At 60.1% G+C, this 23,664-nt stretch carries 17 protein-coding genes; 6 read left to right on the top strand and 11 right to left on the bottom strand.

Annotated elements, in window-relative coordinates; all coding sequences use genetic code 11:
• Positions 1-31: 31 nt before the first annotated feature.
• Together V5B39_RS13365 and V5B39_RS13360 are read right to left on the bottom strand one after the other, a co-directional pair.
• Positions 32-1,387 carry an MFS transporter gene (locus V5B39_RS13365; RefSeq protein ID WP_332343386.1) on the bottom strand — a complete coding sequence of 452 codons (1,356 nt, stop codon included), beginning with the start codon at positions 1,385-1,387 and terminating at the stop codon, positions 32-34.
• A 7-nt stretch (positions 1,388-1,394) separates the two neighbouring features.
• Positions 1,395-3,563: a bacteriohemerythrin gene (locus tag V5B39_RS13360; protein ID WP_332343385.1), complete on the bottom strand. Its 2,169-nt coding sequence runs from the start codon at positions 3,561-3,563 to the stop codon at positions 1,395-1,397.
• A gap of 311 nt (positions 3,564-3,874) precedes the next feature.
• Here V5B39_RS13360 and V5B39_RS13355 point away from each other — a divergent pair, with 311 nt between their 5' ends.
• The gene (locus tag V5B39_RS13355) at positions 3,875-5,182 is read left to right on the top strand and encodes an N-acyl amino acid synthase FeeM domain-containing protein (protein ID WP_332343384.1); all 1,308 of its coding nucleotides are present in this window, start codon (positions 3,875-3,877) and stop codon (positions 5,180-5,182) included.
• Positions 5,183-5,374: 192 nt separating this feature from the next.
• Here the strand turns inward: V5B39_RS13355 and V5B39_RS13350 are convergent, their stop codons facing one another.
• Positions 5,375-6,508, bottom strand: a complete 1,134-nt coding sequence (locus tag V5B39_RS13350) for an AraC family transcriptional regulator (protein WP_434735695.1) — start codon at positions 6,506-6,508, stop codon at positions 5,375-5,377.
• 173 nt (positions 6,509-6,681) lie between these two features.
• On the opposite strand from V5B39_RS13350, the gene icmF reads away from it, so the two are divergent.
• Together icmF and V5B39_RS13340 are read left to right on the top strand one after the other, a co-directional pair.
• Complete coding sequence (gene icmF / locus V5B39_RS13345; RefSeq protein WP_332343383.1) at positions 6,682-9,948, top strand: fused isobutyryl-CoA mutase/GTPase IcmF; 3,267 nt, start codon at positions 6,682-6,684, stop codon at positions 9,946-9,948.
• Entirely contained in the window at positions 9,949-10,599 is a 651-nt protein-coding gene (locus V5B39_RS13340) for a histidine phosphatase family protein (protein WP_332343382.1), read from the top strand.
• 28 nt (positions 10,600-10,627) lie between these two features.
• Here the strand turns inward: V5B39_RS13340 and V5B39_RS13335 are convergent, their stop codons facing one another.
• Together V5B39_RS13335 and V5B39_RS13330 are read right to left on the bottom strand one after the other, a co-directional pair.
• Entirely contained in the window at positions 10,628-11,059 is a 432-nt protein-coding gene (locus tag V5B39_RS13335) for a CBS domain-containing protein (protein ID WP_332343381.1), read from the bottom strand.
• A 114-nt stretch (positions 11,060-11,173) separates the two neighbouring features.
• Positions 11,174-11,809, bottom strand: coding sequence for a c-type cytochrome (locus V5B39_RS13330; RefSeq protein ID WP_332343380.1), 636 nt, complete (start codon positions 11,807-11,809; stop codon positions 11,174-11,176).
• 155 nt (positions 11,810-11,964) lie between these two features.
• On the opposite strand from V5B39_RS13330, the gene yihA reads away from it, so the two are divergent.
• Together yihA and hemB are read left to right on the top strand one after the other, a co-directional pair.
• Positions 11,965-12,669, top strand: coding sequence for a ribosome biogenesis GTP-binding protein YihA/YsxC (gene yihA / locus V5B39_RS13325; protein ID WP_332343379.1), 705 nt, complete (start codon positions 11,965-11,967; stop codon positions 12,667-12,669).
• Positions 12,670-12,868: 199 nt separating this feature from the next.
• Positions 12,869-13,885 (top strand): porphobilinogen synthase, encoded by a 1,017-nt coding sequence (gene hemB, locus V5B39_RS13320; RefSeq protein WP_332343378.1) that lies wholly within the window; start codon positions 12,869-12,871, stop codon positions 13,883-13,885.
• On the opposite strand, the gene V5B39_RS13315 is transcribed toward hemB, so the two are convergent.
• The 4 genes from V5B39_RS13315 to argB all read right to left on the bottom strand — a co-directional run bounded on the left by V5B39_RS13315 (position 13,869) and on the right by argB (position 20,206).
• The gene (locus V5B39_RS13315; protein ID WP_332343377.1) at positions 13,869-14,966 is read right to left on the bottom strand and encodes an acyltransferase family protein; all 1,098 of its coding nucleotides are present in this window, start codon (positions 14,964-14,966) and stop codon (positions 13,869-13,871) included. The two genes, hemB and V5B39_RS13315, sit on opposite strands and share 17 nt — an antisense overlap.
• Complete coding sequence (locus V5B39_RS13310) at positions 14,959-18,567, bottom strand: bifunctional diguanylate cyclase/phosphodiesterase (RefSeq protein ID WP_332343376.1); 3,609 nt, start codon at positions 18,565-18,567, stop codon at positions 14,959-14,961. The genes V5B39_RS13315 and V5B39_RS13310 overlap by 8 nt, the downstream gene beginning before the upstream one ends.
• A gap of 75 nt (positions 18,568-18,642) precedes the next feature.
• Positions 18,643-19,311, bottom strand: coding sequence for a pyrimidine 5'-nucleotidase (locus tag V5B39_RS13305; RefSeq protein ID WP_332343375.1), 669 nt, complete (start codon positions 19,309-19,311; stop codon positions 18,643-18,645).
• Positions 19,312-19,318: 7 nt separating this feature from the next.
• Entirely contained in the window at positions 19,319-20,206 is an 888-nt protein-coding gene (argB, locus tag V5B39_RS13300; RefSeq protein ID WP_332343374.1) for an acetylglutamate kinase, read from the bottom strand.
• Between the two features lie 94 nt (positions 20,207-20,300).
• On the opposite strand from argB, the gene gluQRS reads away from it, so the two are divergent.
• Positions 20,301-21,200, top strand: a complete 900-nt coding sequence (gene gluQRS, locus V5B39_RS13295; protein WP_332343373.1) for a tRNA glutamyl-Q(34) synthetase GluQRS — start codon at positions 20,301-20,303, stop codon at positions 21,198-21,200.
• Here gluQRS and clsB read toward each other — a convergent pair.
• Positions 21,197-22,357 (bottom strand): cardiolipin synthase ClsB, encoded by a 1,161-nt coding sequence (gene clsB / locus V5B39_RS13290; protein WP_332343372.1) that lies wholly within the window; start codon positions 22,355-22,357, stop codon positions 21,197-21,199. The genes gluQRS and clsB overlap by 4 nt on opposite strands.
• 147 nt (positions 22,358-22,504) lie before the next feature.
• Positions 22,505-23,326, bottom strand: a complete 822-nt coding sequence (locus V5B39_RS13285) for a mechanosensitive ion channel family protein (RefSeq protein WP_332343371.1) — start codon at positions 23,324-23,326, stop codon at positions 22,505-22,507.
• Positions 23,327-23,664: the final 338 nt, after the last annotated feature.

The following is a 23,664-nucleotide window of genomic DNA, read 5'->3' as shown; positions in this document are numbered from 1 at the left end:
GGGCGTTGGCGTCATGCACGGGTTCTGCTGCTCAGGCCGGCGCATGCCAGATGTTTCGGCAGTGGGTTTCCCGAATCCGCCACGTCGCCAGTGCACCGAAGCTGGCTGTTCCGGCCAGCAGGAGCAGGCTGGCCTGGAAATCCTCTGGCGTGTAAAGGCGTGCTCCGGTCGCAGTCAGGCCACCTTGCCACCCCCAATCCATGACCCAGCCGACCAGCGGCTGCAGGATGGCGGCTGCCAGAAAGCCGCCCATATTGGTGACGCTGGTCGACATGCCGGAGAGCAGCGGTGGATTGAGTTCCTTGGCACAGGTCCAGGTCAGCGTGAAGCTGGCAGAAACCAGACCCATCAGCGCAAACAGCGTGTAGCTCAAGCTCAAGGGCAAGGTGCTGCCGGAAAGCCAGACCAGCCAGATCAAGGCATACAGGTGACTACTCGCCACCAGCACCGGTTTGCGTCGACCCAGGCGATCGGAGAGCATCCCGACAAGTACACTGCCCAGGGCAAAAGCAGCGAACAGGAGACTCACGTGATTGGCTGCAACGACGCGGGGCAGATGGTGCACCTGAGTCAGAAAAGGGGTGGCCCACAAGCCGGCAAAAGCCAGGAAGCTGCCGCAGATGCCGAAATTGGCCGCGACCACCGGCCAGGTGTGGCGGTTGCCGAGTACCGACAGCAGACCGGAGAGCACCACTGTTCGGTCGAAGCGAGGTTTGCCCGCGGTCGCCGGCAAACCCTGGGTATCGTCTGACGGCTCGCGCAACAAATACCAGCAGGCCACGCCCAGGAGCAGCGAGACGGCTGCCAGGCCGATGAAGACGCCGCGCCAGCCGGTGATCTGGGCCAGCCAGGAGAGTGGCGAGCCGGCCAGCACCGATCCCAGGTTGCCGATCAGCACGCTGAGTCCAACCAGGCTGGCAAAACGGCGTTCATCGAACGAGACGGCGATGATCTTGAGCATGGCAATGAAAGTCACTGAAACGCCGAGCCCGATCAGCGTCCGGCCGAGCAGGGCCAGGTCCAGATTCGGCGCCATGCCGAACAACAGGCTCCCGACGCCACCAACCAGCCCGCCGAGCAGGAGAATCAGGCGCGGCCCGAGCGTATCGACGAGGATGCCGGTGGGCACCTGCATCACCGTGTAAACATAGAAGTAGGTTGCCGCCAGCACGCCCAGCGATGAGGCCGTGGTGTTGAATGCCTGGATCAGGTCCGGCGCGATGCCGACCGGCGCAAAGCGTTGAAAAAACGACAGGACATACGCCGCGACCACCCCGCCCAGGGCCAGAAGGCGGCGGCGACGTTGTCGCCGGACCAGGTCGCTCATCGTGCGGTGGCTGCGGGTGATCCAGGTGAACAGGATGCAGGCGCCGTCAGTGTTCGGCAAGGGAGTTTCACGACAGCCCCCGGCTCTTCAGATCACGCGCCAGCGCCCGGTCGACCTTGAGGATGTGGTTGACCAACCAATCGCGGATGAAGCCCATCAGCTCGATCGGGATCGTTGCCCCGCTCTCGTACTGGCGCTTGAACTTCGAAACCTCTTCAATCAGCTTGTGATGGGCGGCCAGGTGCGCTGCACGATCCGGGTAGCGGTGCTTCTCCATCAGTTTCTCTTCGAAGCCAAAATGATTGACCGTATAGTTCACGAGCTCGTCGAGAATCGAACCGCAGGCCGCCCGGCCTGCCCCGACGTGCATGGCATTGTTCAGGCGATTGGCGATTTCGATCAATACCTGATGCTGGCGATCAATCTCGGCATGTCCCACGGCCAGGGCACTCGACCAGGCCATCAGCGGCTTGACCGCAGCCGAACCCCGAGTCGCCGCTGGTTGTCCAGGGTTGTCCAGTTCGCCGATATTGAAGCGCCGTACCATCGAGAACATCTCGCTGGACGCCTGCTCCAGGTCGGCTGCCGATTGCAGCGACTGTTTGATCACATTCTCGGTCTGTTCCGAAGCATTCATCACCTCATCCACATGGCCGACAATTTCTTCGATGCGGTGTGTCTGCTCGCGGGTCGCCTGCGACAGCGCGTTCATTTTCTGAAGCGTGTCCTGTGCCTGTTCTTCGATGGCACGCAGGGTATCGGCGGCGGAGTTGGCCTGCGTGACGCCGCTGGCAATGACCGGCGCCGCCGCCTGCATGCCTGTCACGGCACTTTCGGTATCGGTTCGTATGCCCTGCAGGATGCCGCCGATCTCGCTTGTCGCCTTGCTGGTTCGCTCGGCCAGCTTGCGGACCTCGTCAGCCACGACCGCGAAGCCGCGACCCTGTTCGCCGGCACGCGCGGCCTCGATCGCCGCATTGAGCGCCAGCAGGTTGGTCTGGTCGGCGATTTCCCTGATCACCTTGGCCATCTGTCCGATTTCGCCGGTGCTGGCCACCAGCCGGGAAACCTGCTCCGACGAAACCGCGACCGTGTCGGCGATGGCCTGCATCTCGACGGCGACCTCCGCCGCCACATGGGCGCCATCATGGGCGCGCCGCGCCACCTCGTTGGCGCCCTCCTCGGTCGCATGCACCAGCCCATTCACCACCTCGACGCTGGCCGAAACCTCGGCAATCGCCGCACGGGTGTATCTGACCGCACCGGCCTGCACCTGGGTTGCCAGGTTGATCTCATTGGACTCGGCGGAAAGGCGTTCGACACTGGCCTGCACCTTGTTGGCGTTGATGAAGATGGCGCGCAGCATTTCCTTGAGGCTGCTCTGCATGTGCGCGAGAACGAACATCAGGCTGCTCCGGTCATCCTTTTGCAGGGGGATCGCCTGTGTCAGGTCGCCGTTGGCGATTTTGCTGGACACGCCCAAAGCGAGGCGGGGTTCGCCGCCGAACTCGTCGACGATGCTTTTCCGCACCAGCCAGCTACTCAACAGCAGAACGCAGGTCGCAGCAACCGCCAGCAACACGCTGTGGATCGCCTCCTCCCGGAAAATCCGCTCGACATCATCAATGTAGATGCCGGAACCCACCACCCAACCCCAGGGTTCGAATTTCTTGACGTAGGACAGCTTGGTAAACAGTTCGCTGCTCACACCGCCCCCTGCGAGTGGCTTGGGCCAGAGGTATTCGACATAGCCTTCGCCCGCCTGGTCGACCACCTCGTTGAAGCTGACGAAGAGATTCTTTCCGTCAACCCCGATTTTTGCGCCGCCCAACCCGGCCTGTAGTGAGATGGCCTTGTTGAAACGGGTTTCATCGAGCACCTTGCCATCGAGCGCCGGGACCGTCGGGTGCATCACCATCTTCGGCACCGGCTTGCCGAGGTCGTTGATCCAGAAGTACTCGGTCTTTTCGTACCGCATCCGCTTGAGCGTTGCGGTTGCCTGCTGCCTGGCTTCGTCCTCGCTCAGCGTGCCGGCTTTTTGCAGCGCGTGGTAATGATCCAGGACGCTGACTGCCGCCTCGACCAGATGCCTGGTTTTGACCTGACGGTCCTGGTAGAGCAGGGCATGCATCGACCACAGGCCTTCCCAGACGATCAGCAGCATGGCCAGCAAGGCCAGAACGGCGGTCACCGTCAGTCGGTTCATCAGGCTCAGGCGACGTAACGCAGCGATCATGTCAGTCCTCCCTTCTTATACTTTTGATCAATCGGCGATGCTGTACCAATCGAACGAAAGATGCAACAGTCAACGGATCGGAGGGACAAACAATCGGAGTGATGGCCCTCCCTTTTGATAAGATGAACGGTATGAGTCTCGAAAGTGCGGTGATGAAGCGCTGCACCCGCCTCCGCGCTTGAAGACAAAGAGTCAAGTAGGCAAAGTACACGACAGGCGCCGATGTTGCCGGGCGAGGGCAGGAGTATCTTATTCTTCAGCGGCCAACCCGTGCTGTTTGAAAATCGCCGTTGCTGCGGGGAGAAATGGGAATGATCAGAAAATTAGTCTTGCCGGTACGAAAACTGCTGAGCGGGACGCTGAGAAAGCTGTTCAATTTTCTCCCGCGAGAAAGGCGCTTTGCTGTTTACCGTAATTTTGTCGATTGCGATCCTGCACCGAACGCCAGCCTCGAGTTGAAGATCGCGGATACCCAGGAGGAACTCGAGGCCTGTTTCACCCTGCTCCACGACGCCTATGTGGGCAGCAAGTTCATGAATCCCGATCCCTCCGGGATGCGTGTCACCATTTATCATGCTTTGCCGACGACCACGACCCTGTGCGCAAAGTATGACGGGGAAGTGGTCGGCACCCTGTCCCTGATCCGGGAGAGTGTCCTGGGCTTTCCCCTGCAGCGCATCTTCGATCTGACGGCACTGCGGGAAAAGAAAGGGAACATTGCCGAAGTATCGGCCCTGGCGATACATCGCCGATTCCGTCGAACCGGCGGCAGCATTCTCTTTCCGCTGATGAAATTCATGTACGAATACTGCACCACCTTCTTTGATACCCGGCACCTCGTGATTGCGGTCAATCCCAGCCATATCGAGATGTACGAGTCGCTGCTGTTTTTCAAACGCCTGACCCAGAAGGTGGTCGAGAATTACGATTTCGTGAATGGCGCCCCGGCTGTCGGCGCCACCCTGGACCTCAGTACCGCCCCGGAAATTTTCAGGAAACACTATTCGTCCAAACCGCCCAAGCGCAACCTCTACGCCTTTTTCACCGAAGTCAGGCTGCCCAACATCAAGCTGCCGCCACGCCGTTTCTATACCACCAACGATCCGGTGCTGACCCCCGAATTGCTCGATCACTTTTTCAATGTGCGGACGAAGGTTTTCATGCAGCTCAGTGATCGCAAGAAGAAATTGCTGCACAAGATTTACGATCTGCCGGCGTACCGTGCGGTTTTGCCACCCGTTCCAGGGGGGAATCAGGAGGCTGCGGTCGACAGGAGCCACCGGCGCTTTTCGATCAGATGCCCGGCAAAATTTTTGTTGCCGACGCTCGATGCGGCGCCCTGCAAGCTGCGCCTCGAAATCTTCGAGATCTCCCGCTACGGGTTTCGTGCACACTCACAGGAAAGCATTCCCCTCGACGTTTGGGGTGAGGCGATCATTCAACTGGGTCCCTCGGAAATATCACAGATATACGTATTGGCGACGAGGGAGTCAGCAAACGGGATTTATGACTTCGAACTGGGCGAGCCGGACCTGATCTGGCGCAAGTTCGTCAATGCCCTGTACCGCGGCAGCACCCAGGCCGACCTGGAAAATGCGACGCGCTTCATGAGCGGATGACGAGGTGGCTCCAGTTCGCCGGCAACCCGTGGCAGGGTCGATCGGTCGGGTACCGAGACCATGTTCACGTTAACGGTCATGACTTTTCCTGGTGCCCCCGATCATGAAAGTCATGACCGTTTCCCCTCTCCCCCGACGCCTCTCCCGCGAGTGGAGAGGGGAGATTCGTGAGTCGCTGACGCGACTTTCACATTAAAGCTGCGGAGAGGTATCCTGTCGGCGCTCGCCGGGTGCATGACCGGCCGCCTGCAGGCGTCGGCGGTAATGCGCTGGGGCGATACCGGTCCATCTCACGAAAGCCCGGTAGAAGGCGGCACTGTCGGCAAAACCCAGTTCTGCGGCGACTGCGGCCAGCGCCTGCCTGGTCTTGGCGAGCCGGTTGATCGCCAAGTCGCGGCGCAAGGCATCCTTGATCGCTTGAAAGCTCGACCCCTCGGCTTCCAGCCGGCGATGTAGCGTGCGGGGCGACAAGTTCAGGGTGCGGGCGACCTCGGCGAGCGAACTCGATGTCGGCAGTGCGTCGCGCAGCGCGTTGCGTACGCGCAGAACCATCTCACGGTCACGGCGATACAGGGTGGTCAGCTTGCCTGGCGCGCCTTCGAGGAAGCTCTGCAGCGCGGCCTCGTCGCGACGGATCGGCAGATCCAGCAGGTTGGCAGCAAAGACGGCGGTGAGCCTATCCGCGTCAAAGGTCGAGTGGGCCGTGTAGATCAGCGCATAATCGTCGGCATGGTCCGGGCGAGGGTAGGGGAAAGCCACCGAATCGAGAACGATGTTGCGCCCGACCAGCCAGGAGAAAAGTCCGTGCAGCAGGCGCAATAACCATTCGAAAGCGAAAACTCGTCCGATCACGAGCGGGCGATTTTCCACGATGCACAGGCAGGCCTGTTCGGGGTGGCTATCGAGACGGACGCCGAGGTCGGGCAGCAGCAAGCGCAGGAAGCGGAGGCTGCGTTCGATGGCCTCGGCCAGCGTCGGTGCGGTGATGGTGCTGCGACAGAGGAACTCGAAAGTGCCCGATCTGATCGGCACCGAGAAGAGGCCGAAGCCTTCATCGTCGAGTTCGCTGTTGATCAGGTTGTAAAGATCGGCGTAGCGGTCGACCGGAATGCGGGCGCTTGGATCGCCCAGTACCTGCGCAGCGATGTGGGCGCTTTCGAGAAGCCGCGCGGTATCCCGGCCGGCATGCTGAAGACCCGCCAGCATTCCCTGCACGAAGGCAATCGCCACGGTCGCGCGTGCCGGGGCGGGAAGCGCGGCAGTCGGTGTGGCCTTCCTGACCCGCTCTCCGGTCTTCTTCCTGGCAGTCTTCTCAGGGTATGGCATTGGCTTCTCGCAAGGCTGTGTATTGACGGGAAATTTCAAGTTGGCAATATATACATTGTTGGCGGCGTATTGGGGAATGGCTTTATTGGCGTCAACTTCCTACCATGTGCGTCCTTGTACAATTTCCGGTATCCAGGACAATTCCAGGACAATCTTTGTGGAGCGCGAACGACATGACCGACCTTTCCATTGCCAAGAAGCTTCTGCCCTACAAGCCCAAGCACAAGGTGCGCTTTGTCACCGCTGCTTCCCTGTTTGACGGACATGACGCATCGATCAACATCATGCGCCGGATTCTGCAGTCGACCGGTGCCGAGGTCATTCATCTCGGCCATAACCGTTCCGTGCAGGAGATCGTGAACGCCGCACTGCAGGAGGATGTGCAGGGAATTGCCATCACCTCCTACCAGGGAGGGCACGTCGAATTCTTCAAATACATGATCGACCTGTTGAAAGCGGGTGGCGGTGAGAACATCCAGGTCTTCGGCGGCGGCGGCGGGGTCATCGTGCCGAGCGAGATCGACGAATTGCACGCCTACGGTGTAGCGCGCGTCTACTCGCCGCAGGATGGCCAGTCGATGGGTTTGCAGGGGATGATCAACGAGCTGATGGCGAAATCCGACCTCGACATCGCTGCGCTGGCTCCACAAGAGCCGGACGCCGTGCTGGCGGCGCTGAAGGCGGGCAACCGCCGCAAGCTGGCGCAGATCATCAGCGCCCTGGAAAACGGGGCCTATCCCGAAGCATTGCGCAAGAAAATCCTGCACGCCGCGGACGGACTCAAGGTGCCGGTACTCGGGATCACCGGCACCGGCGGTGCCGGCAAGTCTTCGCTGACCGACGAGCTGGTGCGCCGCTTCCGGCTCGATCAGGGCGACACCCTCAAGCTGGCGATCGTATCGATTGACCCCTCGCGCAAGCGCACGGGCGGCGCGCTGCTCGGCGACCGCATCCGTATGAACGCCATCGAACATCCGAACATCTACATGCGCTCGCTGGCGACACGCGAAACGGGCTCCGAGGTGTCTGCCGCACTGCCCGAGGTGATCGCCGCCTGCAAGCTGGCCGGCTTTGATTTGGTGATCGTCGAGACTTCGGGGATCGGCCAGGGCAACGCTGCGATCGTACCCCTGGTCGATGTCTCGCTCTACGTGATGACCCCCGAGTTCGGCGCCGCTTCGCAACTCGAGAAGATCGACATGCTCGACTTCGCCGATTTCGTGGCCATCAACAAATTTGACCGCAAGGGTGCCGAGGATGCGCTGCGCGACGTGTGCAAGCAATATCAGCGCAACCACGAGGCCTTCAGTCAGAGCCCGGACGAAATGCCGGTGTTTGGCACGATGGCGGCACGCTTCCACGACGACGGGGTGACCTCTCTCTATCAGGCGATGGCGTCCAAACTGCACGCGCTGGGCCTGAAGTTGAAAAAAGGCAGGCTGCCGCTGATCGGCGTTCGACACTCGTCGAACCAGCGTGCCATCGTTCCGGCGAAACGCGTGCGCTACCTGGCCGAAATTGCCGAAACCGTTCGCAATTACCACGCGCATACCGCTGCGCAGGCGGAGATCGCTCGCCAGCGCCAGTCACTGAGAACCGCCAGGGATCTGTTTGAAAGCTGCGGCAAGCCGGCCGACCACTTTGCCGAACTGATCACCTGGAAAGACGGGCAACTCGACGCCCGCGCGAGAAAACTGCTCGACATGTGGCCCAAGACCGTCGAGCTCTACGCGCAGGACGAATACGTGGTCAAGATTCGCGACAAGGAAATCCGTACCCGCCTGACCAACACCTCGCTTTCGGGAACACGCATTCGCAAGGTCTCCCTTCCCAACTACAGGGATGACGGCGAGGTGCTACGTTTCCTGATGAAGGAGAATGTCCCGGGTTCCTTCCCATTTACCGCCGGCGTCTTTGCGTTCAAGCGCGAGAACGAGGACCCGACGCGCATGTTTGCCGGCGAGGGCGACGCCTTCCGTACCAACCGCCGCTTCAAGAAGGTTTCCGAAGGCATGCCCGCGAAGAGGCTATCGACTGCCTTCGACTCGGTCACCCTTTATGGTTGTGACCCCGATGCCCGACCGGACATCTACGGCAAGGTCGGAAACTCCGGCGTGTCGATCGCCACGCTCGACGACATGAAAGTCCTGTTTGATGGTTTCGAGCTGTGCGCACCGACCACCTCGGTATCGCTGACCATCAACGGCCCGGCGCCGATCATCCTGTCGATGTTCTTCAATGCCGCGATCGACCAGCAGGTCGACAAGTTTCGTGTCGATAACGACCGTGACCCAACCGAAGACGAAATGCAGAAAATTCGCGTCTGGGTGCTGGCCAATGTACGAGGCACGGTTCAGGCCGACATCCTGAAGGAGGATCAGGGACAGAATACCTGCATCTTCTCGACGGAATTCGCGCTCAAGATGATGGGCGACATCCAGGAGTTTTTCGTTCATAACCAGATCGGAAACTTCTATTCGGTGTCGATTTCCGGTTATCACATTGCCGAAGCCGGTGCCAATCCGATTTCACAGTTGGCTTTCACGCTGGCCAATGGTTTTACCTATGTCGAGACCTATCTGGCACGTGGCATGCATATCGACGATTTTGCCCCGAATCTGTCGTTTTTCTTCAGCAACGGCATGGACCCCGAGTATTCGGTCATTGGTCGTGTCGCCCGCCGGATCTGGGCCGTGGCGATGAAGAACAAGTACGGCGGCAACGAGCGCAGCCAGAAACTGAAATACCATATCCAGACCTCCGGTCGCTCGCTCCATGCCCAGGAAATGGCATTCAACGACATTCGCACGACGCTGCAGGCGTTGATCGCCATCTACGACAACTGCAACTCGCTGCATACCAACGCCTACGACGAAGCGATCACCACGCCGACCGAAGAATCGGTTCGCCGTGCCATGGCCATCCAGTTGATCATCAACCGCGAGTGGGGATTGGCAATGAACGAGAACCCGAATCAGGGCTCTTTCATCATCGAAGAGCTGACTGATCTGGTCGAAGAGGCGGTATTGAAGGAGTTCGAAGCCATTTCCGGACGTGGTGGCGTCCTCGGGGCCATGGAAACCGGATATCAGCGCGGCAAGATCCAGGAGGAGTCGCTCTACTATGAGCACAAGAAGCACGATGGCTCATTCCCGATCGTCGGCGTCAATACTTTCCGCAACCCGAAGGGCGACGCCCAGATCGAAATCGAACTCGCACGCTCGACCGAAGACGAAAAGCAGTCACAATTGGCTCGCCTGCATGGCTTCCAGTCACGCAACACGGCGGCTTCCGGGGCGATGCTCGAATGCCTGAAACAGTCCGTGATCGGCAACGAAAATGTCTTTGCGGTCCTGATGGACGCGGTTCGTGTCTGCTCGCTTGGCCAGATCACCGGGGCGCTCTATGAGGTGGGCGGGCAGTACCGTCGCAGCATGTAGGTGATTGCCAGCGAAGAGACAACGCGAATCTGCCTGGTCCGGCATGGCGAGACAACCTGGAACGTGGAAAAGCGCATCCAGGGGCAGATCGACATCGGTCTGAATGCGGCGGGCCTGTCACAGGCAGAAGCGGCGGCGGTCTGGCTGGCTGGCGAGCCGGTGACAGCGCTTTACAGCAGCGACCTGCTACGTACCCGCCAGACTGCCGAGTGCCTCGCCGCCAGCCTGAAGCTGCGCCTCACCTTGCGGCCGGAGTTCCGTGAGCGGCGCTATGGCATTTTTGAAGGATTGACCTACGATGAATCGCGTGCCAGGTACCCGGCCGAGTACCTGGCATTTGAGCGACGCGTGCCGGATTTCGTCATTCCCCAGGGCGGTGAGAGTCTGCAGCAACTCTACGAACGCGTTCGTGCCGGCCTGCAGCGGATTGCCTTCGACCATCGAGGCCAGACGGTCGTCGTCGTCACCCATGGCGGCGTGCTCGATATCGTCAACCGCCTGGTTCGTGGTCACCCTTTGAGCAAGCCGCGTGACTTTCTGATTCCCAACGCCGGGATCAACTGGGTGAGCGTCCGTGACGACTGCTGGAGTCTGGAAACCTGGGGCGAAACCGGCCATCTGGCCATGGTGGGGCTTGACGAGATGCCGTAGCGATGAGCCGCTACAGCAGTAGGCAGGCTCAGCCGGTGATGTATTTTGCCATTTGCTGGATGATGAACTGTTGTTCGCAGATCGTTTCCTTGACTACATCGCCGATGGAAACGATCCCGAGGACTTTGCCTTCGTCGTCGAGAACCGGCAGGTGACGGATGTGCTTGTCCGTCATGATCGCCATGCACTCGTCGACCGTCCGGTCGGGCGTTACATAGAGCACTTTGTCCGTCATGATCGCACGCACCGGCGTGTCTTTTGACGCCTTGCCGAAGAGGATCACCTTGCGGGCATAATCACGCTCGGAGAAGATCCCGACGAGTTGCTCCTTGTCGAGCACGAGGAGCGCGCCAACGTTGGCATCGGACATCACCTGCAGGGCGTAAAAAACAGGATCGTCCGGCGAGACGGTCATCAGCGGCCCGCTTTTGCCGGCGAGGATTTGCCTGAGAGTCTTCATGAAGCGTCCTTTCGGGTCTTGGAGTCACAGCATGATAGAGGGTCAGCCGCTCCGTGCCAAGGAGTATGCGGAACGTCCGACGACAAGGCGATGCGGGGTGCGCCGCATGACGGTCTAGCGCAGACCGGCTGCGTACTCGGCGATGGCGTCGATCTGGCGGTCGGAGAGCTTGCCGGCGATGGTTCGCATCACTTTTTCCGCATCGTTGGCTCGCTCATGGCTGCGAAAGATTTTCAACTGGTTGGCCGTGTACTCTGCATACTGCCCGGACAGCCGCGGATATTGCGCCGGCAGTCCAGCGCCGGCCGGACCGTGGCAACCGGCACAGGCCGGGATGCCTTTCTCGAAGTCTCCCCCGCGCCATAGCGTTTTGCCTTCAGCCAACAGCTTTTCTTCCTTGGCAGCCGAAGGTTTCATCTTTTGCTGCGAGAAATACACTGACAGACTCTTCATGTCCTCGTCTGACAGCGCTGCAACCATGCCGCCCATGATCGCGTTATTACGTACCGCCGGTTTTCCGTCGACCGCCTTGAAATTGCTCAACTGCTTGTAGAGATACTCGGGAATCTGGCCGGCGAGGATCGGATTGGCCGGTGCCGGGCTGTTGCCATCGGCCCCGTGACAGGCAACACACATGCCTTCAGCGATTTCCTTGGCTTTGGTCAGGTCAACCTTGGCCTTTGCCTGTTCTGCTGCGAAGGCGGAGAAACTGGCGGCCAGGAGAACCGCGAGTGTCGTTGTACGAATCATGTCCAAACTCCCAAAGACAACAATGACTGATCTGAGGCCGGAGAAGCAATGCCACAAAGCTGATATTCTATATCAGTTTGCCGTTCGGGCGCGCACCCCGCGTCGTCCCATATACACCATCCACTACACATTACACACTCTTCCCGGGTTCATTCATGCCTCTCTTCCAGCAGGCGGTCTTTCATACGACCGTTGCCCACTTGCGTGATCTGCCGACCGATTCTCAATCTGAAATCGCTTTCGCGGGTCGTTCCAATTCCGGCAAGTCGTCGGCGATCAACACCCTGGCCAATCATTCGCGGCTGGCTTTCGTCTCCAAGACGCCGGGACGGACGCAGCATCTGAACTATTTTCGAGTCGAAGACGGCAAGTACTTCGTTGACCTGCCCGGCTACGGTTTTGCCAAGGCCCCCGAGGAAATCCGTTCGCAATGGGAGGGTTTGCTGGCCCCCTATTTGCGGCAGCGTGTCGCCTTGTCTGGTTTGGTTCTGATCATGGATAGTCGCCACCCGCTGACTGAACTGGACCTGCAGATGCTGCGCTGGTTTGTGCCGACCGGCAAGCCTATCCATGTGCTGCTCTCCAAGGCCGACAAGCTTTCCCGTCAAGAGCAGGTGCTCGCATTTCGCGAGGTACAGAAGGTGCTGCAGGAAATTGGCGGCAACTGTACCCTGCAACTTTTTTCCAGCTTGAACAGGTCGGGAGTGGCGGAGGCGGAAGAGGTTCTGGGCGCTTGGCTTGGCCTGGCCAGGAAACCACAGTCATCGCCGCAGACCGGCTTGGCCATCGAGAAAGCGGCCCGCCCGAAGAAGCGCAGTGCCATCGGCTGGGGTGCCCGTAGCCATGCCGGGAAGCGCTAAAAAAAGCCCCCGGCAAGGGGGGCCGGGGGCACAGGATGTGCCTTAAGGGATAAGGCACCCGCTCAGGGAGGTGAAGCGGGAGATGGCGTAGCCACCTGCATACTAAGAGTGAGGCTCGATACTGCTAGTTCCCAGGCAGCGGACTTTTTCCATCAATTGTATCTATCTGACCATAACCCATTCCGGAATTTTATACTTCATGGATTACCAGGCAAAATTTCCTGCAGCACGCATGCGGCGCATGCGCCGAGACGATTTTTCGCGCCGTCTAATGCGCGAATCGCGGCTGACCGTCGATGACCTGATTTACCCGGTGTTTATGCTCGAAGGCGTCAAGCGTGTTGAGCCGATCCCTTCGATGCCGGGTATTGAGCGGCAGAGCCTGGATCGGCTGCTGAAGACCGCCGAGCAGGCGCTCGCACTGGGTATCCCGGCTTTGGCCCTGTTTCCGGTGATCGACTCCAGCTACAAGACAGCGGGCGCTGAAGAAGCCTACAACCCGGATGGCTTGGTGCCGCGTGCAGTGACCGCACTGAAAAAAGAGTTTCCCGAGCTTGGGGTGATGACCGATGTTGCCCTTGATCCCTACACCAGTCATGGGCAGGATGGTCTGATCGACGCGGACGATCCCCGTGGCTACGTGCTGAACGACGAAACGCTCGTGGTTCTGGCCAGGCAGGCGCTGGTGCATGCACAGGCGGGTGCCGATATCGTGGCCCCTTCGGACATGATGGACGGTCGCGTCGGTCACATTCGCCGCGAGCTCGACGCCGCCCGGCAGATTCACACCCGCATCCTGGCCTACTCGGCCAAGTATGCATCAAGCTTCTACGGCCCTTTCCGCGACGCGGTCGGTTCGACCGGCAATCTGGGCAAGAACAACAAGTACAGCTACCAGATGGACCCCGCGAACAGCGACGAAGCACTGCGTGAAGTCGCCATTGATCTGGACGAAGGGGCCGACATGGTGATGGTCAAACCGGGGATGCCTTATCTTGATATCGTCCGCCGGGTCAAGGACACGTTCCAGGTGCCTACCTATGTTTATCAGGTCAGTGGCGAGTATGCGATGCTCAAGGCCGCCGCGCAGCTTGGCTGGCTGGACGAGCAGTCCTGTATTCTCGAGAGCCTGCTGGCCTGCAAACGGGCGGGTGCAGACGGGATTCTGAGTTACTTTGCGCTTTCTGCAGCAGCCTGGCTCAAGGCATCGGCCTGAGGCCGGGCTGCGCGTGCGTACGCCAAAGTCCTCGTTGTGCCGGACTCTCGACATAACGGAAAAAGAGTGCGCCAGCGGCAAGGCTGGCCAGCCAGGCGAGGCACATCCCCGCCAGATTGACCCAGGGATCGGAGGCTGCGAAGCGTGCGAAGAGACCATTGATCAGCAGGCAAATCGGGAAGTGGACGAGAAAGACCGAGTAGGAAATCTGTCCGAGGTAAGCAACAAGGCGAGACCGGGGCCGGTCCTCAAGCCATCCGTAGAAGCGTGCCAGACCGATCGCCAACGCCACCAGCAGTGCTACGACAAGGCGTGGACGGTAGTCGAGCAGCAGCGCGATGGCCACCAGACCGACCATCGGCAATAGCCAGCCAAGCGTTTGTTGACGATTGGTCGCCCAGTAGGTGATGATCCCGAGCGCGTAGGCTGCAAAGAAGTAGACTCCCCAGCTATCCCAATCACCATCGCGGTTGAAGTAGTACAGTGATGCCAATGCCAGGGTGACGACCAGCCAGGCACTGACGGTGGGGATGCCAGTACTGCCGCGCGCCATGGTCCGTGCCAGCCACAGCAGACCGACCAGGATCGCGAATAGCTGAAAGTCGATGGCGACGTACCAGACGCCTGCTGACAGGCCTTCATAGCCCAGGATGCTTTGCAGCAGCAGCGCGTGCGCGACGACCTGCGGTAGCGTTGGCCGGCCGGGAATGGAGTCATGCACCATCAACGCACGCGCGATGGCCGCGCAGGCCAGGCCGATCAGCATGGCCGTGAGGTAGGGTGCGACCAGTTTCAGGTAACGTTTCTGCACGAGATCAAGCGGATGAGTGGCAAGCATCACCCCGGCGGGCGCAAGACTCCGCGCCGACAGGAAACCGCCAATCACCAGGAAAGCCTGTACCGCCATGCGCGCATCCTGACTTAACCAGCGGATCAGGTCGGGTGCCAGCAGGTAGGCATGGTCGGACATCGGCCCATAAAAAGCCAGATGATGCCAAACGATCATCTGACAGGCCAGGGCTTTCAGTGCATCGACAAATGCCAGTCGTGAAGGCATGCCTGGCATGCGTATTTCAGTCATTGAGAAAGCGCCTTTCATACTCATCAAACGGCATCGGCCGGCCATGCAGGTAACCCTGCATTTCGTCGCAGCCTTCGCGGGTCAGGAATTCCTGTTGCGCCTCGCTCTCGACGCCTTCGGCAATGACCGTCAATTGCAGGCTGTGGGCCAGCGCAATCACCGCGCGCACGATGGCACAATCCTCGGTGTCGCCGGGGAGTCCGCGTACAAAGCCTTGATCGACCTTGAGCTTGTTGAGTGGCAGACGTTTCAGATAGGCCAGCGAAGAGTAACCGGTACCGAAATCGTCGATGACCAGGGTCAGACCCATGGAGCGCAGCTTGTCGAGCGTCTGCGCGCTGTTCTCGGCATGGCTCATGATGGCGCTTTCGGTGATTTCGAGTTCGAGGAATTGCGCCGGCAATTGCGAAGTCTCCAGGGTTTTGCGAGCGGTTTCCTGGATTCGGCCACGTACGAATTCGACGCCGGAAACGTTGACTGACAGCACCCCCGGTCGGCGACCCGCAGCGATCCATGCAGCCCACTGACTGCCGGCAGTCTGTTGCACCCATTCACCGATCTGAACAATCAGTCCGGATTCCTCGGCCAGTTTGATGAATTCACCGGGCATCACCAGTCCGTGCTCTGGGCGCAACCAGCGTACCAGCGCCTCGGCCCCGAGCACCTGGCCGGTTTTCAGGGAAAATTGGGGTTGCAGGTAGACCCGTAACTCGTCGCGTTCGACAGCACGTCGCAGGTCGGTCTCCATCTGCAGATGCGCCAGCGAGGACTGCGTCAGTTCCTTGGTGAAAAATTCATAGGCATTGCGGCCACGTTCCTTGGCACGGTACATGGCGACATCGGCATTCTTCATCAGCGTCTCGGCATCGGCGCCATCATCCGGAAAGAGGCTGATGCCGATGCTGGCACCGACGTAGAATTCCTGTTCGACAGTCACCGGAGAATTCTGCAGGGCATTGAGGATCTTTTCTGCGATGTGCGAGATGGCGGTCGGATCGACGATGTCCTCGATGATGATCAAAAATTCGTCGCCTCCGAGTCGGCCGACGGTGTCCGCTTCTCGCATCAGTCTGCTCAGGCGCCACGCCACTTCGCAGAGGACGCGATCGCCAACCTGGTGGCCGAGGGTATCGTTGATGTTCTTGAAGCGATCGAGGTCGATGAACAGGACGGCCAGTCCGGTCTCGTCGCGGTGGGCACGCTGCAAGGCCTTGTGCAAGCGGTCGCCAAGCAGCAAGCGGTTGGGCAGGCCGGTCAGCGGGTCGTGGTGGGCCTGGTGATCGAGTTGATCGTGGGCCTGCCGCAGGGCGGTGATGTCGGAGAATACGCCAACATAGTGCGTGAGTTGTCCATCGGGGTCATGGACAGCGCTGATCGTCAGCGATTCCAGGAAAGTCTCGCTGTCCTTGCGCCGGTTCCAGAGCTCACCTCGCCAGAGCCCAAAACGGTCGAGAGCCTGCCACATTTCCCGGTAAAAGGCGGCATCCTGAAGTCCGGACTGCAGGATGCGCGGGTTGTGTCCGATCACCTCATCCTCGCGGTACCCGGTGATCTCGGTGAACGCACGGTTCACGGCAATGATGCGGCCATTCGGTGCGGTGATGATGATGCCTTCGGCGCTGCTGTCGAAGACCGTTGCAGCCTGTTGCAGACGAGCCTCCATGCGCTTTCGATCGGTGATGTCGAGCATCACGCCAACCAGACCGCCATTGGCATCGCCAGGTTTGCCATAGGTGGCTTTGTGAAAGACCACATCACGCATGCTGCCGTCAGCGTGCAGGACTTTCGCTTCGTACACTTGTGAACCCGTCTGCCGGAACAATTCGTCATCGGCAGCCTGGTAGCGGTCGGCCAGTTCGCGGGGGGCAAGGTCGTAGACAGTGGCGCCGATGACCTCACTGCGTGAGCGGCCGATGAGTTGGAGAAAGGCCTGATTGCATCCGAGATACAATCCTTCCCGGTTCTTGTAGAAGACCGGACCGGGAATCGCTTCGATCAACTGGCGCATGAAATGAAGCTGTTGCGACAACTCGAGGGTGCGTTCGGCCACCCGCTGCTCGAGTTCGAGATGACTTTGCCGTAGCGCTTGTTCGGCCGCCCGGTGTGCCGTCACATCCTCGAAGGTCCAGATCCAGGTTTCCCCTTCCTGATGGTCGCCAATGATGCGACCAATCGTATGCACCCAGATCGGCGTGCCGTCACGCCGGCAATACAGGAGTTCGCCGTCAAAGGTGCCCGTCGCCGCCGCGTTCCCGTAGGCCAGGCGTCCGGCCTCTTCCCAAGCCTCCCGGCTGGCGAACAGGACGCGCGTCGAGAGCCCTCGCAGGCCCCCGGGCGGGTAGCCGAAAATCTCCTCGCAACGGCGATTGCAGCGCAGGAAGGTGCGTTCACGCTGGTAGGAAATTCCGATCATCGCGTTGTCAAAGATCAGTTGCTGTTCCCAGAGGCTTTCCACCAGGGCCTCTTCAGCCGCTCGACGTGCGGTGACGTCCTCGTACAGCCAGACATGACCTTTATCCGGGTTGGCCGGATCGAGCAGGCTGCCGGTCACCTGGCACCAGATCGGGCTGCCATCGATCTTGCAGTACTCTATTTCAGCGACGAATTTTCCGGAGTCATCGATCCCCTTGTAGGCTCGTTCGCCTACTTCACTCCAAGCGGCTTCGCTGGGGAAAAGGATGCGCGTGGACTGGCCAAGCAGATGCCCCGGCGGATAGCCGAAGATTCTCTCGAAGCTCGGATTACAGCGCTGGATGATGCGATCACGCAGGAAAATGATGCCAACCGGCGCACGTTCGAAAATCAGCGTCTGTTCACGCAGCAAGGCATCCATGGCGCTGCTCGCCTGGCGCTTTTCGGTGACATCTTCGTACAGCCAGACATAACCTTCGTCCGGGTTCACCGGGTTGATCATGCTGCCGGTGATGTGACACCACAGCGTTGAGCCATCGCGTCGATGGAAGAGGGTGTCGCCGTGGTAGATGCCGGTTTCGGCAATCGCCGCATAGGCCTCGCGGCCGGTGGCAAGCCAGGCTTCTTCACTCGGATAGTAGAGGCGGGTCGATTGGCCGATCAACTCGTCCGGTGAATAACCCAGGATCTCGGTAAAGCGCCGGTTGCAGCGCTGAATGATTCGGTCACGGAGGATCACGATGCCGGTTTCGGCATTCTGGAAAATGAGTTGCTGCTCGCGTAGCAGGCGGGCGCCGGCCTCGCGAGTGTGGACTTCCTGGGTAATGTCGCGGACGATCCAGACCGTGGCCTGGCCGGGTTCTGAAGGGTCGATGGCGCGAGCGATCAGGTGTGCGATGAAGGTGCTGCCGTCGCGACGCGCCAGTTGGGTTTCGAGATCCACGACCTGGACATTTCCCAACTGCAAACGTGCTTGCCGGCGCAGGGCATCGCAGGCTTCGCTGTTCGGGTGGAAAATGAGATCCGGCTGCCCCAGCAGGGTTCCCGCTGGCCAACCGAAAAGCTCCTCGGCACGCTGGTTGCAGCGGTAGACAAGGCGGTTGCGCGTACATACCACGGCGATTCCCGAATGGTCGAGAATGGCCTTGTATTCTAAGAGTTGTTGTTGCGGTGTGGCAGATTCTCTCAACACACTGATTCCAAGGGATGACCGAAAGTGGAGTCTACATGATGACCGAGATCCATCAATGTAGACCATCCTGGTCTACATTAGGCTCCCGGTCGACAAGCACCGTAAACAACGCGGCAGATCGAGAATGGAAACCAGCCGCAGGTCAACAAAGGAGGGCTGGCGCGTACTGCCACTCACCCACACGGTTTGCATGCCCAGTCGTTTCGCCATTTGCAGATTGGCCAGGGTATCTTCGACCATGATGCAGCGATGGGCGGGCAAGCACTCGCAGCGCAGCAGGTGGTGGAAGCCGCCAATCGCCGGTTTGGGTTGAAAGCGGAGACGCTCGATGGAGTAGACCGCGTCGAAGCAGGCGTCGATACCGGCGAGTTCAAGGACCGCCTCGCTGTAGTGCAGCGGCGCATTGGAGAAGACGACCTTGCGTCCCGGCAAGCGCAGCAGCATGCTCCGCAGCCCGCGCTCCAGAACCAGCATCCGTTTGAGGTCGGGAAACTGGTGCGTATGCCAGAGGAAATGCCGTGGATCGGTGCCGTGATGACGCATCAGGCCGAGCAGCGTGGCCCCGTAGCGCTGCCAGTAGTCCTGCCGGATGCGTGTCGCCACCTGTTCATCGACGCCCAGGTGGTCACGGATGTAGGTGACCATGGCGGAGTTGAGATGCGGGAAGATATGCGGGCTGGCGTTGTGCAGCGTGTTGTCGAGGTCGAATAGCCAGACCGGCGAGGTAATCTTCAGAACCATCCTTCGGTCAGTATGACTTGATCATTGTGCCGACGCCGTGGTCGGTGAGGATTTCCAGCAACAACGCATGCTCGACGCGACCATCGATGATATGAACGCTCTTGACGCCATTGCGTGCGGCATCGAGCGCCGAGCTGATCTTGGGGAGCATGCCGCCGGACAAGGTGCCATCGGTGACCATGTCATCGATCTGTTTCGGCGTCATGCCGGTGATCAGCCTGCCCGTCTCGTCGAGGACGCCAGGCGTGTTGGTCAGCAGGACCAGCTTCTCGGCCTTGAGAATTTCGGCGATCTTGCCGGCCACGACATCGGCGTTGATGTTGTAGGTTTCGCCACCTTTGCCGACACCGATCGGCGCTACCACCGGGATGAAGCCGCCGGCCTCCAGGTGCCCGATCAGTGACGGGTCGATCTGCGTGATGTCACCGACCTGGCCAACGTCGATCAGGTCCTCGTTGTCATCCTGGTTCGCCAATAGCAATTTCCTGGCGCGAATGAAACTGCCGTCCTTGCCGGTCAGGCCGACCGCTTTGCCACCGGCCTGATTGATCAGGTTGACAACGTCCTTGTTGACTTGACCGCCGAGGACCATCTCGACGATTTCCATGGTTTCGGCGTCGGTGACACGCATCCCCTGGACGAAGCGGCCTTTCTTGCCGACGCGTTTGAGCAGACTCTCGATCTGCGGACCACCGCCGTGTACCACCACGACGTTCATTCCGACGAGCTTCAACAGTACCACGTCACGTGCGAAACACTGCTTGAGATGCTCATCGGTCATGGCATTCCCGCCATACTTGACGACGATGGTCTTGCCGTGGAAACGTTTGATGTAGGGAAGTGCCTCGGCGAGAATGGCAGCTTCGTCGGCGGGGGTGATCGAACGATTGCTCATGGTGCAAACCCTGATAATGACCGGCGGATTTTACCCGGCGCTGCCGGAAACACCAAGGCAAGAAGAATGGGCGGGGTACGTATGAAAGTGTTGGGTGAATAACTACCGAGGCCGTTTTGCACCTTCCCCGACAGGTCCGCTGCACTTCGGTTCGCTGGTTGCCGCGGTCGGCAGCTATCTTGACGCGCGCGCCAACGGTGGCGAATGGCTGCTGCGCATTGAAGACCTTGACCGGTCGCGGTCGCGGCAGGAGGCTGCAGACACCATCCGGCGCACGCTCGAAGCCTTTGCCTTTGAGTGGGATGGCGAGGTGGTGATGCAGAGCCGGCGTCTGGATCACTATCATTCGGCATTGGCCCGCCTGCAACTCGATGGCGAGGCGTATCCCTGTGCCTGCTCGCGACGCGAGATTGCCGCCTGCGCGCCGGCACCGGCAGTCGACGGGGGACTGGTCTATCCTGGAAGCTGCCGTGCCGGTCTGGCTGCTGGACGTGTACCGCGTGCCTGGCGAATGCGTGTTCCGAACCGCGAGATCGCATTCGATGATCGCGTACAGGGACCCGTGCAGCAGAACCTCGCGCGCGCAGTGGGTGATTTCATTCTACTGCGTGCCGATGGTCAGTATGCCTACCAGTTGGCGGTGGTCGTCGACGACGCGGCACAGGGAGTCAATGCCGTGGTGCGCGGCGTCGATCTGCTCGACTCGACGGCACGCCAGATCTGGCTGCAGCAACGCCTGGCGCTACCGACACCGACTTACGCACATTTGCCGGTGGTCACCAACGCGGCAGGAGAAAAACTTTCCAAGCAGACACGCGCCGCTGCCGTCGATGCTGCGGGTGGTAGTGTGGTACTTGCCGCCGCGCTGCACTTTCTTGGCCATCCGGTGCCGCCGGAAGTCCGTCGTGGACCTTTGCACGACTTCTGGCGCTGGGCGATTGCTGCCTGGTCGATGGCGCGGGTGCCGGTGCAGCGCGGAGTCTTTCCGGGTTAACGCTTGCGGCCATATCCGGTCATGCCGACGAGGATCCGGATCAGATGGTAGCTGGCCCAATGCAACAGGCGGGAAAACCAGGGCAGGTGCTGCCAGCGATCGGCTGGCAGCTCGCTGGCGCCCTGCCGCATGGCCGCCTGGAGGCTCTGTCGCAGTTCCCTGGCAAACTTCTCGTCGCGTACCACGACGTTGGCCTCCCTGGCAAGCAACAGGCTGAAGGGATCGATATTCGATGAACCGACGGTTGCCCAGTGTCGGTCGATGACTGCGACCTTGGCGTGCATGAAGCTGCGCCGATACTCGAAGATGCGAATGCCGGCGCCCAGCAACTTCCCGTAAAGTGCCTGGGTGGCGTAGTGCAGGAGGCGATATTCGATACGCCCTTGCAGTACGAGGATTACCCGCACGCCGCGCCTGGCCGCATCGTGCAAAGCCCGCCGGAAGCGGCGGCCAGGCAGGAAATAGGCGTTCGCCAGAAGGATTTCTTCCCGAGCGGCGGCGATCGCCGCCAGATAGGCTTCCTCGATGTCACGGCGGTGGCGGATGTTGTCGCGCACCAGAAAGGCTGCCGTTTGCTCGCCACGTGCTTTCGGTGCCTGGCGAGGAAATTTCGGCAACCGGTAGCGGCGATTGAGTTTTGCCCACAGCACCAGTTCCCAAAGCCTGTGCAATGCCCGCTGCATCGGTTGCAGCAACGGACCTTCGATACGCACCGCGTAGTCGTAGCGCGGCGGCATCTCGAGTGGACGATCGCTGTCATCGACGATGTTGATGCCGCCAACGAAGGCGATTTCCCCATCCACCATGGCCAGCTTGCGGTGCAGGCGACGCAGGCGATGACGACGCAAGCGTAAACGTGCGATCTCGGGTCGATAGACCATCGCCTGCACACCGGCCGCGAGCAGCGCCGGCTGCAGTTGTTCGGCAAACTCGGGGGCACCGAAACCATCGACAAGAACGCGAACCATCACGCCACGGCGAGCAGCATCGGCCATCGCTGCCGCGACGGCCCGGCCGGTCGCATCATCCTCGAAGATGTAGCTTTCGAGGTGAACTTCATGCTGCGCCTTGTCGATCGCTTTGATCAGCGCCGGAAAATACTCGGCGCCGCTGTTCAACAGGGTCAGTCGGTTACCCGACAGAAATTCAGCAGTCATCGCAACGCACCACCCGCCACATACCTGAGCCGCGTCCCCGGCGCGGTGACGTGATTTGGCGAAGCGATGAAGCGCTGCGGGAATCCTTGAGTATTCAGAAGTCTCTGATCCTTGCCCGGGATTTCCGAAGAGTCGCTGCCTTGCAGCCTACTGCTGATTGACGAACACCACCTGTGCTGGCATCGGCGCCGGAAAGCCGGCCGCCCCGAGCGCTTCACGAATCGTCCGGTTGGTGTCGAAATAGACCTGCCAGTAGTGGTCGGTATGGCAGTATGGACGAACTGCAAGGACGGGACCGACGAGGTTGAATTCGAGGATCTCGACATCCACCGCAGGATCGGGCCGGACATTGGGAATCAGCGCGATCTTCTCCTTGAGCAGCGCCATTGCCGCAGCATGATCGGCCGCTCCGGAAAGTTGTGCCTTCAGATCCACCCGGCGGTAGGGGTTGGTCGAAAAATTCTGGATGGTATCGCCAAGGATCTTGTTGTTGCCCACCAAGGTGAGCACGTTGTCCGGGGTGTTGAGCGCCGTAGTGAACAGACCGACTTCCTCGACCGTTCCGGTGATGCCGCCGACGGTCACGAAGTCGCCCACTTTCAACGGCCGCAGGATGATCAGGAATACCCCGCCGGCAAAGTTGGCCAGCAAGCCGGACCAGGCCAGACCGATGGCGACCCCGGCGGCAGCGAAGAGGGCTGCAAAGGTCGTGGTCTGAATGCCGAAATAACCCAGGATGCCGATCACCAGCAGGATATTCAGGGTGACATTGATGACCGTCCCGAGGTAGCGCATCAAGGTTGCATCGACCTTCTGGCGCCCCAGCGCGCCCTGCACCATTCGACCCACCCAGTGGATCAGCCAGCGACCAATGATCCAGAAAGCGATCGCGGCAAACACCTTGATGCCGAGTTCGGATCCGTATTGCAGCGCCAGGTCTTGCCAGCGCAGGATGTCTTCCTTGTTCATGAGTTTCCCCTCTGAATGAATGGTAGGTGCAGTTTCTCATTGTGTTCAAGGCGGTGCAAGCACCACCTGGGAATGGCGAAGCAGCCGGGCACGCGCAAACCAGGCAGACCGGGTCGAAACAACAAGACCGCTGAGCAGTGTCCGCAGTGCAGGTGACCCTGTTGGGTGGACCAGGCAAGTAGCCTGTCGTTGAGACAGCCACGCGCCGACGTGCGTAATCGTTCACACCCCCTCAACAAAACCTTCCAGCGTGATGATTTGTATGGGATAGTTGCGGCACTTTCGGACGACCTGAGCGACGCGGGGCGATGCACCTGAGCAGACATGACCTTTTCCAG

The organism is Accumulibacter sp. (genome assembly GCF_036625275.1).
Classification (GTDB): domain Bacteria; phylum Pseudomonadota; class Gammaproteobacteria; order Burkholderiales; family Rhodocyclaceae; genus Accumulibacter.
The sequence above is the reverse complement of the archived record's forward strand: the minus strand, read 5'-3'. Positions and strand labels throughout refer to the sequence as shown.